The following is a 14,817-nucleotide window of genomic DNA, read 5'->3' as shown; positions in this document are numbered from 1 at the left end:
CAAAGTGTAACTGCGCCTGTTTAATTTATAACTGCGTGTGTTTTATTTACCGAACTTTTTCTTCAATGCACTTAATGCATCATTCACACTCATACTGCTTAAGTCTTCTTCTTTCTTTTTAAATCCTGCACTTTGATTTCCCTGTCTTGCAGTTGAATTGTTGAATCTTGTTCCTCTTGCAGGAGCTTCCTGTGTTTGCTTAATGGATAATGCAATTCGTTTCCTTGCAATATCAACTTCAACAACTTTTACCATCACTTTATCATTCAACTTTAGTTTTTCTGCAGGGTCAGTAATATAGTCGTGTGAAATTTCCGATACATGCACCAAGCCATCCTGCTTTACGCCAATGTCTACAAAAGCACCAAAACGTGTAAGATTGGTAACCATCCCGGGAATTACCATACCTGCTTTTACTTCATCAATGCTGAAGATGTTGGCATATTCAAATACCTGTACTTCACTGCGTGGATCAAGCCCGGGCTTCACCAATTCTTTCAGGATATCAGTAATGGTTAATTCACCAAACTGTTCGCTTACATATTTTTTTGATGTTACCTGCTTAATATTGGTTTCATTGCCAATCAAATCTTCCACTTTTAACTGTAGATCAGTTGCCATTCGTTCAACCAGTGGATATGCTTCGGGATGTACAGCACTTTTATCCAATGCATTTTCACCATCAGGAATACGTAAGAAACCTGCACATTGTTCAAATGCTTTTTCACCAAGCCTCGGTACTTTCAATAATTGTTTACGATTCTTAAAGCGGCCAATTTCATTCCTGTACTTCACAATGTTTTCTGCAATACTGCTGTTGATACCACTTACATAACTCAACAGGTTTTTACTGGCAGTATTGAGATTAACGCCTACCTGGTTTACACAGCTTACTACTGTTTGATCCAAACGTTCTTTCAACCGCATTTGGTTTACATCGTGCTGGTATTGTCCAACACCAATACTCTTTGGATCGATCTTCACTAATTCAGCCAAAGGATCCATCAATCGTCTTCCTATACTTACAGCACCACGTATTGTAATATCATGATCAGGAAATTCCTCTCTTGCCACTTCACTTGCGCTATAAACAGAAGCACCATCTTCATTTACCAGGAAAATCGGCAGACCAAGATTTAATTTCTTAATGAACTGTTCTGTTTCCCTTCCTGCAGTTCCATCGCCAATGGCAAACACCTGTGTATTGTAAGTTGAAACCAAATGACGAATGGTGAGTTCAGCTGCATGTAACTTGCCCGGCTCATGAATATAGATGAGATCAGTTGTCTGCAGATCAGCTTTTTCATCAAGACAAACAATTTTACAACCGGTTCGGTAACCGGGATCAAGTGCAAGAATTCGTTTGCTTCCCAAAGGACTGCTCAACAACAACTGACGCAGGTTTTCTGAAAACACATTGATCGCATCTTCATCGCCTTTCTGTTTTAGCTGCGAACGGAACTCTGTTTCAAGACTTGGTTGCAGCAATCTCTTGTAAGCATCTTTAACTGCTTTCTTTACATGGGCACTGCTTTCGTTCATGCCTTTTATAAATTGCTCTTCAATGAGTTCAATTGCCAGTTCTTCTTCCGGCTCAATACTCATCTTTAAAATACTTTCTGTAAAACCACGTAAAACAGCAAGAATGCGGTGCGATGGAATTTTATGTACAGGTTCGCTGAAGTCGAAATAATCTTTATACTTAACACCTTCTGTTTCCTTGTCTTTGATAACAATGGTTTTTACAAGTGCACGGTCTTCAAAAAACTTACGCAGTTTGGCACGCACATTGGCATCTTCATTCACCTGTTCTGAAATAATATCCCTGGCTCCCTGCAATGCTTCTTCAACTGTTTTTATTTTTTCGTTGATGAATGTGGCAGCCTGTTCATTTACATCGATATCTTTTTGCTCAAGCAGTAAAACCGATAAGGGTTCTAATCCATTTTCTCTTGCCGTTTGAGCTTTTGTTTTTCGTTTGGGTTTGTAGGGGAGATAAATATCTTCCAGTTCATTGATGGTAGATGCTTTGTCTAATTTTTGTTGTAAAGCCTCTGTCATCTTTTCCTGCTCGGTGATTGTTTTTTCAATAAAGGCTTTGCGTTCGGTAAATTCTTTTAAGAATTTCGACTGATCCTGGATCTGCTGAATTACAACTTCGTCGAGATTACCGGTTTTGTCTTTCCGGTAGCGGGCAATAAAGGGGATGGTGGAACCTTCTTCCAGCAGTTCAAGTACGGTTTCAACCTGCTGCACTCGCAGGCCCAGCAGCCCTGCAATCTTTGATGAAAAATCACTCATTGTATCGTTTTGTTTTCTGTTTTTTTTTAATTGGGGCTGCGAATATAAGCCTGCGGATGAATTTAAAAAATTTGGAAACTAACTATCAGTTATTCTGTGAAAGTAAATGGAGCAGGCACAAAAAAATAAAGTGGCAGGGATTAATGCCACTTTATAAAATTCTGCGGTTTTTCAGAGTTATTCGTTGATTGGAATGCTGTTTTCTTCGGGATTAATGCTATTCATCATCTCTTCAATTTTTTCATGTAAATGAGCAGAAGAGTCTGTAATCCAAACGGCTACATCTTTTTCTACTATTTTCCAGGTAGCATCTTCCTTTTGCATTTTAAAAAAGCAGACGGTTGCCACGGTCATCTACCACATCCACACTGAACATGCCTTTCTGCAATCCACCCAGTTTCCTGAAATTGAATTCCCTTAAACGGCCATCAGCTTTGAGCAGACGGGTAAACTGTACATTTTTAGATACTTGTAGTTTCATCAGATATTCTTTTTGATTTGCCATGCTGATGTTTCCTTTAATGTGGTTAGTGTGCAATACAGAAAGCAAATCCTATGCTCAAATTTCAATATGTGGAAAACTTGCGAATATTTTTTTGAGAAGAGAAAAAAAGAAAATAAGGTTAATGTGCAGTTAATATTATCTGCCATTGTAAGTAAGGCTGTGAATGATCCCTGCCAATAAAGAATTGTTATCTGCCAATCAAAGTTATTCCTTCAGAATCTTTGCTTCTTTAATCATATCCAGTTCAGGAAACTTTTTTTTTGAGATAGGCATTGCCTTTAAAATAGACTGAATCGGCAAACTTCATGGTTTCATTGCCATAATCAGAAAAGAAGAGACGCACTATATCCATTCCTGAAATAACCTTTGCAAAAGGAACAAAGCCTTTCACCCCTGCTGCATTTAATGTATCGTAGGTGAGATTGTTCCGCAGATTGATAAAGACAGAAGTTTTCCTGGTATTGGGAGCACCTCTCGAAAAACAGATTGTACTGTCGGTATTGGAACCAACCACTGGCTCGTCTTTTAAATTCTTGCCCTGCCAGAAAATGTTTTTCGGCCTGTCTTCAGAAACGCCAAACTGTACAAGGTAATCTTTCACTACCCGGAAGACGATGGTGTTATTGTAATAACCTGTTTTGATCAGTTGATAAAAACGGTCGGCACCTAGTGGTGACCAGTTTCGGTAAACTTCAACAGTAAAATTTCCTTTCGTTGTTACAAACTCCGCTTTGAATGTATCGGGAGCTTTTATTTTTAAAACAGATGCATCTGTTTTAATGACCTGTGCATTTCCAATCAGGATGAATAACAGTAACGGCAGAAAGAAAAAATGTTTACGCATGTCAGGAAGTTAAAGAATAAAGATATGATTGAAATCAGCTATTTATTTAATCACAAACAGTTTTTTATATTGAAGGTGTAAATAGATTTGCGTGCCTTTTTGCTTCCACTATTCAATTCCTCTGAACTTACCGGTATCCCTGTATTATTAAAGAAAACTTTCATTTTGCTTACTGCAACTATTTATTGACGGCTGTCAATGACCAGTTGTTCATTTTTTGCTTTCAAAGTATAAACCATGAAGTTAATCTTTACCCTTTTTTCAGTTCTTTTTGCATGTATTGCAAACGCACAGGTTACAGTCAATTTTGGAGGAGGTGTTAGCAGTGTTGGAAAGATGGTTGCGAATATTGAAGCGGGTTATCAGTTTAATAAAATAAAGATTAACACAGGATACTTAGTCAGCATTACTGATGAGTCTGAGGTGCATGATGTATTTTTTCTGAAGGCAGGGCATTTGATAAGTCTCACAGAAAAATCCAGTCTTGATATAGGAACCGGGTTAGCCTTACACACTTATAAAAGGGAGCAGGTGAGTAAGGTTGATCAGCGTTATTCTTATTTCAAAACAATTAATGCAGGGAAGCCGCTTCTGTATATCAATTATCAGAAACGTGTAATCAGTGATGGAGCTTTTTATATACAGGCTTTGTACACTGGCGGCATTCTGTATGCCGGTGCAGGACTAACTTATTTCTTTGGACAAATGAATTAATGAAAATAAAAATCCAAAATCATTATGGTAAATCAAAAGCCCGGTCTTATGACCGGGCTTTTCGCTATCTGTTTCTGTTGAATTATTTAGTCTTAACAGCAGTTCCACCTTTTTTGCTATCGGCAGTTACTGTATATTTTCCGCTGCCCTGTATGATCCATCTTACTTTTACTGTTGACAGACCGGGGATATTGTTTACACTGATTGTTTCAGGATTCGTTTTCTGTTCGTTGGTAATATTCAGATCAGCATTTTCAACAACCATGCCTGCAACAACTTTTGCACCGGAGATGGTAATATAATCCGGCCGCTCAATTTTGTACTTCAAATCCTGGCTGCTGTGTGTTGGCATAATGCGGCTGTTGGTAATAACAGCTGTTACTTCTTTCAATCCATCACCCAAGTCTTTTTCAACAATTGTATCAACAGTCAGCTTCGGTGTATGAAAACTATGATAGACGGTGAAGGACATATTCCTGTGCGCATCACTTTCCAGTAAGAAGCCGGGATGAGCCCTTCCGAAATTCTTTTTAAAGCCACCGATTTCAATTTTACCATATTGCGGATGATCGTATTCATGCCAGTCAACAAATGCATCTTTGAAAAGCAGGTAACGGTCAAACTGGAAAGAAGAATTATCCTGCGGATCTCTTGTTGCATCTTTATTAAAGAAGAGGTAAGGAGTCCACAGTTCATTAGAGTAAGTATAAATTCCACGGCCGCCATAGAACCAATCGAGTTCACCACCATAAGCTGAATACAGATCTTTATACACGACTAAATACTTGTAGCCGGGAATCAGTTCTTCACCTTTTTTTGGCAATAGCATCATATACCTGCAGATCATGTGCATTGTATGTAACAAGATCAGTAGGATCACCGGGGCCACGTAGGATCATGCCGCCTGCATTATGATAAGATTGTGCACCTGCAATATTTGGGTGCTTCATTACAAACTCCATCACTGCACGATTCTCCGGTAAGGAAAAGGGATATTTATAAGCACCATTCTGAATATAATTTGGCTGCCAACCCCATCCCCAGTCACGGTTGGGATCATATTCAAATGTGTAACCATCTTCATTTACCTGTCCGTCACCATCATTATCTTCCCTTCCAGCCCAAGTATTTCATATTCACCTTTTTCATCAGTGCCAATCTGTATCATTCTTCTTGGATCAGTGGGATCAACACGAAAACGGCCGGTTGAACTTTTGCGGCGCATGAGCAGAATTTCATTATCGCTATCAAGATCATCATATCCATCTTCATCTATCTGCCCGTCACGGTCATTATCAACAGGTATTACACCTGAACGTGGAGAACTGCCTGTATTTGGTTCATGAAAATAACTGTCTCTGCCATCAGGATTAATAGTTGGAACGATATAAAACACTTTATCGGCCAGCAATTCCTGTATGAATTTTGTATCCTTAAATGTTTCAGTTAAATACCAGGCTGTGTATAATGAAAATTCAGCACCCTGAATTTCATTGGAGTGAATATTACCATCAATATACATTCCGGGTTTTTTATCAGGATTGCCTTTCTTAAAATCAGTGATGGTTAAGCACCAGATGTCACGACCTTTATATGATTTACCAATTGATTCTAATTTAGCCAGTTCAGGATGTGCTGCTGCAATTTTTTTAACGATCTCAGTGATGCCTGCATGATCGTTATAATGATTCCAGCTGATGGCCACTTTTGGATTGGCAGGAGAACCGGCTGCTTTAAAAATCTGATCTGCATTTTGCGCCATTGCAAACAGTGTTGTGGCAGCCATTACAACGGTTGCAGCAATTTGTTTTATATGAAATTTCATTGTACTCATTTTTGTGTGAACTTAAAGTGTTATATCAATGGATTTAGTTCCGGTAGTGGGGCTTCCTGCTTCTATGGAAACTTTACCACTTCCTTTGATAAGCCAGCTTAACTGTTGTGAACCATAACCATCCAGTACATTAAGCAGTTGAATCTTTTTTCCACTGATGACAGATTGATTACCTGTTGCATTCACTTTTACATTGATCCGTTTTACCCAGTAACTCCGTTCACCTAATTTGGAATGAGATGCCAGTGCACCTTTATTGATGACATCAACCGTAATTCTTGTTAATCCACCTGCCAGCTTTTCTGTTTTCAGATTAACGAGATCAATCTCCGGTTGATATGTGGCGAGCTTCACTAAAAAGCTGCTGTGTTTTTTTACAAGATCAGGAACCAGTGAATAGGGTGGGGTGGTTAATACAAAAGGATCAACACCGCCCACTTCTACTTTTTGATTGGGAAAATCAGGATGCTGAATAACTTTCCAGTCTGTGAAGGTATTGCCGATGCCCTGTTGTGATGCCCAGCGCAAATAGTTGGCAGTTGCATCTTCAACCGTAAATGCTTTTTCATTTTTTGCTGTATCAGGTTTTGTTTTTGGAACCCACCAGCCTGGCGTGCTGAAACTAAAACGTCCGTAATGATAATAAGCCCATGAAAGAAAATCACCTCCAACAATATTACCCGTCGGTGCATCTTTCAGGTTCACCGTTTTGCTGTAAAGATCTGCAACCATACTGATCACTTTTGTATCTGGTTGTAACCAGCCGGTAATGATCGCTTGTGCAACTGCTGCCGGATTAAATGTGTAAGCAGTACTTAGATTATTGTTGCTGCCAAAACTAATGACAGCGTAAACATTATAACGATCATACAAATAATCAAGCAATGCTCTTGTTTCATTTTCTGAAACGGCAAACTCTCCTGAACCGGGAGTGAAGGAAGGATGTTTGTAAGATAAATTCTTATTGAAAGAAACACCGCCTTCACCATCTTCATTGAACAGATTGTCTTTATCATTATCAATTCCTTCAGCAACTACAATATATTTCCCTTTTTCACCTTTGCTGACATCTGCCTTGATCAATACTCTCGCATCATTTGGATGTGTTTTGTATTCACCAACAGGTGATTCAATCCGCATCCAGGTGATTTTTTTATTACCATCAAGGTCGTCATAACCATCTTCATTTGATTTGCCGTCACGGTCCTCATCAGTTACAGTTGCATTGCCCTGCCTTTCATATTGCAGTGCAGCAAAATATTGTTCCATTGCATCGGGGCTCATGTTTGGAAAAACATAGAATGTGGTTTTGCTGAGCAGTGTTTTGATGCTGTCGGTATTTGTTCCCTGTAAAATATTTTCGGCAAAGCCAATGGCCAGTTCGGTACTTAACGGCATATTTCCTTCTACGCCACCAACAACGAGTATGGCCGGTTTGCTGTCAACGTTCCCTGTTCCAATTGTTACCTGCCAGATTTCTTTACCACCAGCTGTTTTGGTAAGCGATCTGACCTTTACAAATTGCGGATAATTTTTAGCAAGTGCATTGATGCGGTTGCTTTGTGCTGCAAAATTGCTGTAATTGTTTTGTGCCTGTGCTATCGATACCAGCAATGCACAAAAAAGAAAAGCAGTTGTTCTTTTACTCATGGAAGAAAGTTTAGGTTGGCTAATATACTGAAAACAACAGCCCGAACCTGCTCATGTGATGAATGGCCGAATGTGTGGATAAGGGATGGGGCTGATTAACGGAACCTTGCAGAAAGGGTATAGCAAACCTTGTCATTGATCCTTCGAAAAATTTCATTGTTCACCTTTCGGATGCGGCGAACATTCCGTTTGTCTAATAAAATTCCATCGGCATCATAATACTGCGGTTGTTTATAAAACGTAAGAATGAAGTATTTCTCAGGAGCAAAAGGAACATCAAGCTGTTTGTTGCGGATAGACATAAACGTCAACATTTGTTTCTGGCGGTCAACATAGTAATCCAGTGTATTGATCCAGGTGCACCTGATCTGTTTCATATACCTGATCATTTGCATAACCGTTGCAGTATCGTATCCATATTTCTGCAGACTGTCTTTCATAGAAACATCCTGCCAATTGAATTCGTACACATATCTCAAAGAATCGGTTTTCATTTCAATTGAAACGTGATTAAACTCTTTATCAGTAAATGCAGCTGCCAATGGTTTAACCGGATAGATTCTGCTGTACAGGCGTTCAATTATCGTAAGTTCTTCTTCATGTTCCCGGTAATATCTTACAGGAAAATTCCGGGAAGGGGAACAGGACAAAACTGTGCAGAAGAGTATGCTGATGAATATCGTTTGTTTTAGTTGCATGTTGTTATTTTCTGATACGCCAGCTTACACCATAGAGAATTTTACTTAATGTTTTCAGTTGAAATCATTCTGCGGGTTTTTGATCCTGCATCCCAATAGGTAAGTGTTGCAATTCCGTTTTCTTCTGAAATACTTTGCAGAACAATATAATGGGTCGGAATTCTCTTCCTTAATTTATAATGATTTTTCTTTCGCAGTATGGTATAGTTCAGGTACAGAAATACATCACCAGTTTCCAGTTTTTCATTCAAAAAGGATGTGAGATTTTTAAAGGAAGGTCTGATGAGATCTGATCCGGTTGATTTAATTTCTGCTTTAAACATCACTCTCAGCATCCGGTTAAATTTCCGCAGGTTGGTTGCTGCCCAGAATCCCTGTTCATCGCCGGGATGATAGTTGTGATTGAATATATTCAGATAACCTTTAAAGTGATCAGCAAGCGTAAAGAATAAGATCTGGTCAGCATCATTTCTATCCAGCTCACCTTCAAACATAACCTGCCCCGCCATTTGCATAATTGCTTTTGAAGGAGTAAAAGTCGTATTGCCATAATTAGCCTTTCCGTTCAAATACAGATCAATCATGAATTTTGTATAACCAAGCGGATCTTCTTTTAAAAAAACATAACCCAATGCGGCAAAACCGCAGAAGTTAGTGTTCCTGCCTGCAAACAGAAAAACCGGCGCTTCAATATTTCTGCGCAGGTTTTCTTCAAAAAGCTGCGGGTTGATTTTTGGCCAGTAGCTGTTTTTACTTAAATGGATCGTACCGAGATAAGTCAGCGCCTTCTTTTGTTCAGTTGAAAAAACTTTTGGCTGTGATTGAGCAGGCAGTTCATCACAAAAAGCGGCTAAGAGAAACAAAACAAAAACAATTTGGTACTTCAGCATTCCTGCAATGGGGATTAAGCTGTATAAAAGTACGCTATTAGAACCGATGTACGGGGCTCATCTTTGCACTTGCTCAGGTGACGATCAATCTGACTGGGTCAACTGTATTTTTTTTCAACACAGATCTTTTCCTGCTTGCATTTTTCTTTTAAAGTGATTAGCTTAGAAGTCTTGCCGCCAATTGTTCCGCTCCCCTGCTTACCCCATTGTTTACCTTGTAAAGCATCACATAAAAAGCACTCAATTCTGAGTTTAATACAGGTGAAACAATTTCTTAACCATTAATTTTTTTCAACTTGAAAAGATGAAACAGGATGAGATGACAGCACGTCGTCAATTCTTAGGAACTGTTGCTGCAGGTGCAGCAGCTTTTGGTTTGGCTTCTTTTCCTTTAAAGCTCAATGCTGAACCACTTGAAGAAACAACAAATCCGGGCAGCCCTGATGAATGGTTCAATAAAATAAAAGGCAAACACAAAGTTGTATTTGATGCTACACGTCCGCATGAGATTATGCCATTTGTATGGCCGAAAGTATTTTTATTAACGAACCAATCAACCGGATCAGCACCAAAGGAGAACAGTGTGGTAGTTGTTCTTAGACACACAGCAATAGGATATGCTTTTGAAGACAGGCTTTGGGAAAAATATAAAATGGGTGATTTGTTCAAAGCAGATGATCCCAAAACCGGGAAGCCTTCTTTACGCAATCCATTCTGGAAACCCAAGACAGATGATTTTGTTGTTCCGGGTATTGGTCCGGTATCAATCGGCATTAATGATCTGCAGGCTGATGGTGTAATGTTCTGTGTTTGCCAGGCTGCAATTGCAGTTTATTCTGCTGTTGCTGCTGATATGATGAAGGTGAATGTAGAAGAAATTCGTAAAGACTGGATGGCTGGTATGTTGCCGGACATTCAACCGGTACCTTCCGGTGTATGGGCAATTGGAAGGGCACAGGAAAAGGGATGCGGTTATATTTTCGCAGGATAGAATTTTTAAAGCAGGCCGAAACGGCTTGCTGATATTATAAAAAATATTCAATCACTGTGCAAACTTCTGATAAAGAAAACAGACTCATTGAAGAGTCTGTTTTCTTTTCGGCTTATAATAAATGGGTCTAAAAACTGTAAACAAGCATAGCAACAAAGCTTCTTCCCGGTGCATTCAGAGGACGGTTGCTGCTCATATAGCGGCTGAGATGTTCCCTGTAAGTTTTGTTCATCAGGTTAGTTACTGCCAATGATAATTGTACATTTTTAACGGGAATTGCTTTTATTCCAATATCAACTGTTGTAAAAGAGCTGGTTTTTCTTTCGCCAAAATCTACAGCTACACGATTCTGTTTGCCGGCATAACGAATCGCCAGGTTAGGCATCAGTTTTTTATTCCAGAATACTCCTTCCAGTTTATAGCGGAATTCCATTGGAGAAATTTCAGGCAAAGGGTTATCAGTAATTCTATTTTCACCATATACATACGTGAGGCTGATTTGCTGTTGCAATTCGGGAATCCATTGCTGAAGCCAGCTGAACTCAAATCCATATAACCTTGCATCTTTAATATTGATGTATTGACGTACCCCCGGAGCAGTTGTAATACGGGGTGCAACAGAAGGATTGATGACTGAAGAAATATAATTGCTGATAACAGATGCATAGGCGTTTAATTCAACAGAAGATTTTTCACTTTTATAGGCAACAGTAATATCTGCCTGGTTATTAGCTTCCGGTTTTATTTGGGGATTTCCCAGCATTTCGTAGGGGTCTAAACCAACAGTAAGGGAGTTGATAAAACGCTCCGTAATACCTGCACTCCGCATACCACGGCCAATCCACAATCCTGCATACCAATTATTACTGAATTGCCGGCTGATACCTGCGCTTATGCTTGGGTTAATATCCGTCGCAGTTGCATCGTTGTATTGTGTCTTAAATTTTGCAGACAGGTTATCTGCTTTGGCATATAATACATCCAGCCTGCCCGCAACTGATAACTTATATAACCCAAGTTGCTGATGCAGGTCTGTAAATATTCCACTCCTTGTATTACTGCTGTTTTGCCAAACAGTGTCAATAAACTCTTTTCCGGCCATCATTCCTGTAATCATTTTTCTTGTTCTGTTACCATCAACTGTTTCAAATTTTCCGTCAGCGCCAAAATAAAGTACTGTTTTTTTGCGCTGAACAGTGAATTCTGTTCTTCCTCCTGTTGTTTGCGTGGCAGCATCAGTGTACATCAGCGTTGTTGCAGATGTTGGCCGAAATTGGTTACCCATGCTGTGTTCAACAAATGAAGTGTACAGTTGTGTGTTCCAGTTACTGTACCATTTTGTTTTTGAAGAGACCTTATAACCTGTTTGCAGCAGCCATGTATCATCACTCAGTAAGTCCATTCCGAGTGCTGCAAAATCTGTGTTTCGTGCAAAATTTCTGGTTGCAGTAAATGTAATTAACTGTTGCTCTTTTATTTTATAGGCCGCATTCAGATTTATAGCACCACGGTTGAAGCTGGCAGGCATTACGCTGTCTCGTCCATCTTTATAATCATTTCCTGCAGAGTAAGAACCAGCTGCTGATAAATTTAATTTACCAGTTTGTATTCCCAACACTCCTTCAGTCCTGTAAACTTCACCATTACTTTCAAAACCCGTATTTATTCTTCCAAATGGGTTTGATTTTACACTGAATTCCGGAGTGGCAGATTTAAAATTAATAACAGCACCCATTGCAGGGCCATACCGAAAACTGTGAGGCCCTTTCATTACTTCAATCTGCTCTGTCTGGTTAATCATTATCTGACTGGTCGGAGGGTCCATTCGGTTAGGACAGGCAGCCATTGCAGTTAAGGCGCCATCATTTAAAATACTTAATTGTTCCAGCTTAAATCCACGGTAAACAGGATCAAAACCAAATGCACCACTTTTTCTGATAGCACTAAAACCCGGTATTTGCTGCAAAACACTTCCTGCATCATGTTGTACCCAATCGCCATTATTTAAACGGATGGATTTCTGAGGCAGCTTCCCTTTTAAACCATATACAGTAACGGGATTAAGCATTTGCGGAGTTACAGATTCTAATGAAATAACACCAAGAGGGATTATTTTTTTAAGCTGATCAGCTGTAAGGATGTATTCATTATATGAAATATGTGAAAGAATTAAGGAAACACCTTCCTGTATCAAAAAAGAAATTTTCCCAGATTTTCCTGAGTGACCTTTTTGTGTTCCATAGATGAAACTTACATGCTCAATTATTTCGCTGGTAGAAGCATCTTTAATAAGAATTGTTGTTTGCTGAGCAAATGAGGGTGCTGATAAGAGCAGCAAGGCAACCCCACCCAATAGTGATATTATATATTTCCTGAACATAATAATTTAATTAAGTTAATCACAATGATGCATGCAGGACAGTTACTGCAGTTTGAATTCAAAGCAGTATCAGCCCGTTTACACTATCTGTTAAAAAAAATGGGAGAAGAAGCAGCTTGTTCAGGGGGATGAAATATCGAAATGGCAATACCTACAGCATTGCCTGATGGATAGCAACTGTTATGAGTTATCGACTTGAATAAAGCAGTAATTGTGCAGCGGGGAGGATAGGATCTTGAAGAAAATATTTCGTTACGGTTATCTGTTTTACGCAAAGGTGTTTCCTGGCTTTGTTTTTCTTCTTCCTGTATCTGTTTAACTAACTGGCATTTTCCGTTGCACTTTAATTTTGGCTTTTCTTTGTTTACACAGTTTTTTACATAAGCTGTATTGTTGATGTAGTAGGCTGCAACTTTAAAGCTCATGCTGAATGTTTGAGCAAGCAGGGGAAGAAAAATAATATACTGATAAATTGTTTCACAGAATGGAACTGATAGTATAGCAAAATTAGAGACGGGCACTTTTACAAAAACTGATCTCAATCATATTTGCAAAAGTAATAGTAATCTCCCTTCTGATAAAAACAGAGAACCCGTCTCGAAAGAGACGGGTTCTTTTATTTTCTTATAATCTTCTTCTTAGTAACGGTACAGATCAGATTTGAACGGACCATTCTGTGGAATACCGAGGTACTCACTTTGTGCAGTTGTCAACTCATCTAACTGAGCACCCACTTTTGCAAGGTGAAGACGAGCCACTTTTTCATCGAGGTGTTTAGGAAGAACGTACACTTTGTTTTCGTACTTGCTGTAGTTCTGCCATAATTCAATCTGCGCCAGTGTTTGGTTACTGAATGAATTACTCATTACAAATGAAGGATGTCCTGTCGCACAACCGAGGTTTACCAAACGGCCTTCAGCTAATAAGATCACATCTTTACCATTGATATTATACAAATCAACCTGTGGTTTGATGGTATCTTTTGTATGCCCATAGTTTGTATTTAACCAGGCAACATCAATTTCAATATCGAAGTGACCAATGTTACAAACAATGGCTTTGTCTTTCATTGCTTTGAAATGTTCACCGGTGATCAGATCACGGCAACCTGAAGCAGTAACAATAATATCAGCTTCTTTCACTGCATCAATCATACGCTTTACTTCAAAGCCATCCATGGCAGCCTGTAACGCACAGATCGGATCAATTTCCGTAACAATAACACGGCAACCTGCACCACGTAAACTCATAGCACTTCCTTTACCCACATCACCATACCCACCAACTACTGCTACTTTACCAGCCATCATTACATCAGTTGCACGACGGATCGCATCAACCAAGCTTTCCTGGCAACCGTATTTATTATCAAACTTAGATTTCGTTACGCTGTCATTTACGTTGATAGCAGGCATTGGTAATGTACCTTTCGACATACGCTCATATAAGCGGTGAACACCAGTTGTAGTTTCTTCAGAAAGACCTCTGATTCCTGCAACCAGTTCAGAATAGTTATCCAGCACCATGTTGGTTAAATCACCACCATCATCAAGGATCATATTCAACGGACGCTCAGGTGAACCGAAGAACAATGTTTGCTCAATGCACCAATCAGATTCTTCAGTTGTTTGTCCTTTCCACGCAAATACACCAATACCTGCAGCAGCAATGGCAGCAGCAGCATGATCCTGTGTAGAAAAGATATTACAAGAGCTCCATTTAACTTCTGCACCCAATGCAGTTAATGTTTCAATCAGCACCGCTGTTTGAATGGTCATGTGCAAACAACCGGCAACACGTGCATTTTTCAATGGTTGTGACGGACCGTATTCAGCACGGATCGCCATTAAGCCCGGCATCTCTGCTTCAGCCAAACGGATTTCCTTGCGGCCCCATTCAGCCAGGCTGATATCTTTTACCTTATACTTCAGATCGAAGTCAATTTTGTTTCTTGTAAGAGTTGACATGTTTTATAATTTAAGACACAAAGTTAATTTTTCAGATGAAAAT

The 14,817-nt window shown here is 39.4% G+C and carries 10 protein-coding genes and 2 pseudogenes; 2 read left to right on the top strand and 10 right to left on the bottom strand.

Going from position 1 to position 14,817, the window contains the following annotated elements; genetic code table 11:
• Window positions 1-42: 42 nt before the first annotated feature.
• The 3 genes and pseudogenes from IPK31_19075 to IPK31_19065 all read right to left on the bottom strand — a co-directional run bounded on the left by IPK31_19075 (window position 43) and on the right by IPK31_19065 (window position 3,650).
• The gene (locus IPK31_19075; protein ID MBK8089847.1) at window positions 43-2,301 is read right to left on the bottom strand and encodes an RNA-binding transcriptional accessory protein; all 2,259 of its coding nucleotides are present in this window, start codon (window positions 2,299-2,301) and stop codon (window positions 43-45) included.
• 177 nt (window positions 2,302-2,478) lie between these two features.
• Window positions 2,479-2,782, bottom strand: a pseudogene (locus IPK31_19070) (hypothetical protein).
• A 268-nt stretch (window positions 2,783-3,050) separates the two neighbouring features.
• Window positions 3,051-3,650, bottom strand: a complete 600-nt coding sequence (locus tag IPK31_19065) for a peptidylprolyl isomerase (GenBank protein ID MBK8089846.1) — start codon at window positions 3,648-3,650, stop codon at window positions 3,051-3,053.
• 237 nt (window positions 3,651-3,887) lie between these two features.
• On the opposite strand from IPK31_19065, the gene IPK31_19060 reads away from it, so the two are divergent.
• Entirely contained in the window at window positions 3,888-4,364 is a 477-nt protein-coding gene (locus tag IPK31_19060) for a hypothetical protein (protein MBK8089845.1), read from the top strand.
• An 82-nt stretch (window positions 4,365-4,446) separates the two neighbouring features.
• Here the strand turns inward: IPK31_19060 and IPK31_19055 are convergent.
• The 4 genes and pseudogenes from IPK31_19055 to IPK31_19040 form a co-directional block, all read right to left on the bottom strand.
• Window positions 4,447-6,189, bottom strand: a pseudogene (locus IPK31_19055) (peptidase M14).
• Between the two features lie 21 nt (window positions 6,190-6,210).
• Window positions 6,211-7,848: a peptidase gene (locus IPK31_19050; GenBank protein ID MBK8089844.1), complete on the bottom strand. Its 1,638-nt coding sequence runs from the start codon at window positions 7,846-7,848 to the stop codon at window positions 6,211-6,213.
• Window positions 7,849-7,943: 95 nt separating this feature from the next.
• Window positions 7,944-8,546, bottom strand: coding sequence for a hypothetical protein (locus tag IPK31_19045; GenBank protein ID MBK8089843.1), 603 nt, complete (start codon window positions 8,544-8,546; stop codon window positions 7,944-7,946).
• A 41-nt stretch (window positions 8,547-8,587) separates the two neighbouring features.
• A complete protein-coding gene (locus IPK31_19040) occupies window positions 8,588-9,436 on the bottom strand; it encodes a hypothetical protein (GenBank protein ID MBK8089842.1) in 849 nt (282 codons plus the stop codon).
• Between the two features lie 304 nt (window positions 9,437-9,740).
• Between IPK31_19040 and IPK31_19035 the strand changes: the two genes are divergently transcribed.
• On the top strand, window positions 9,741-10,427 hold the full coding sequence (locus IPK31_19035; protein MBK8089841.1) for a twin-arginine translocation signal domain-containing protein: 687 nt from the start codon (window positions 9,741-9,743) through the stop codon (window positions 10,425-10,427).
• 127 nt (window positions 10,428-10,554) lie between these two features.
• Here IPK31_19035 and IPK31_19030 read toward each other — a convergent pair whose 3' ends face one another.
• From IPK31_19030 to IPK31_19020, 3 genes are all read right to left on the bottom strand, one after another.
• Window positions 10,555-12,807 carry a TonB-dependent receptor gene (locus IPK31_19030; protein MBK8089840.1) on the bottom strand — a complete coding sequence of 751 codons (2,253 nt, stop codon included), beginning with the start codon at window positions 12,805-12,807 and terminating at the stop codon, window positions 10,555-10,557.
• Window positions 12,808-12,890: 83 nt separating this feature from the next.
• The gene (locus IPK31_19025; protein MBK8089839.1) at window positions 12,891-13,232 is read right to left on the bottom strand and encodes a hypothetical protein; all 342 of its coding nucleotides are present in this window, start codon (window positions 13,230-13,232) and stop codon (window positions 12,891-12,893) included.
• Window positions 13,233-13,445: 213 nt separating this feature from the next.
• Window positions 13,446-14,774 (bottom strand): adenosylhomocysteinase, encoded by a 1,329-nt coding sequence (locus IPK31_19020; protein MBK8089838.1) that lies wholly within the window; start codon window positions 14,772-14,774, stop codon window positions 13,446-13,448.
• Window positions 14,775-14,817 lie beyond the last annotated feature (43 nt).

It is taken from the genome of Chitinophagaceae bacterium, from assembly GCA_016713085.1.
GTDB lineage: Bacteria > Bacteroidota > Bacteroidia > Chitinophagales > Chitinophagaceae > Lacibacter.
This window is presented reverse-complemented; position numbering and strand designations above follow the sequence as displayed.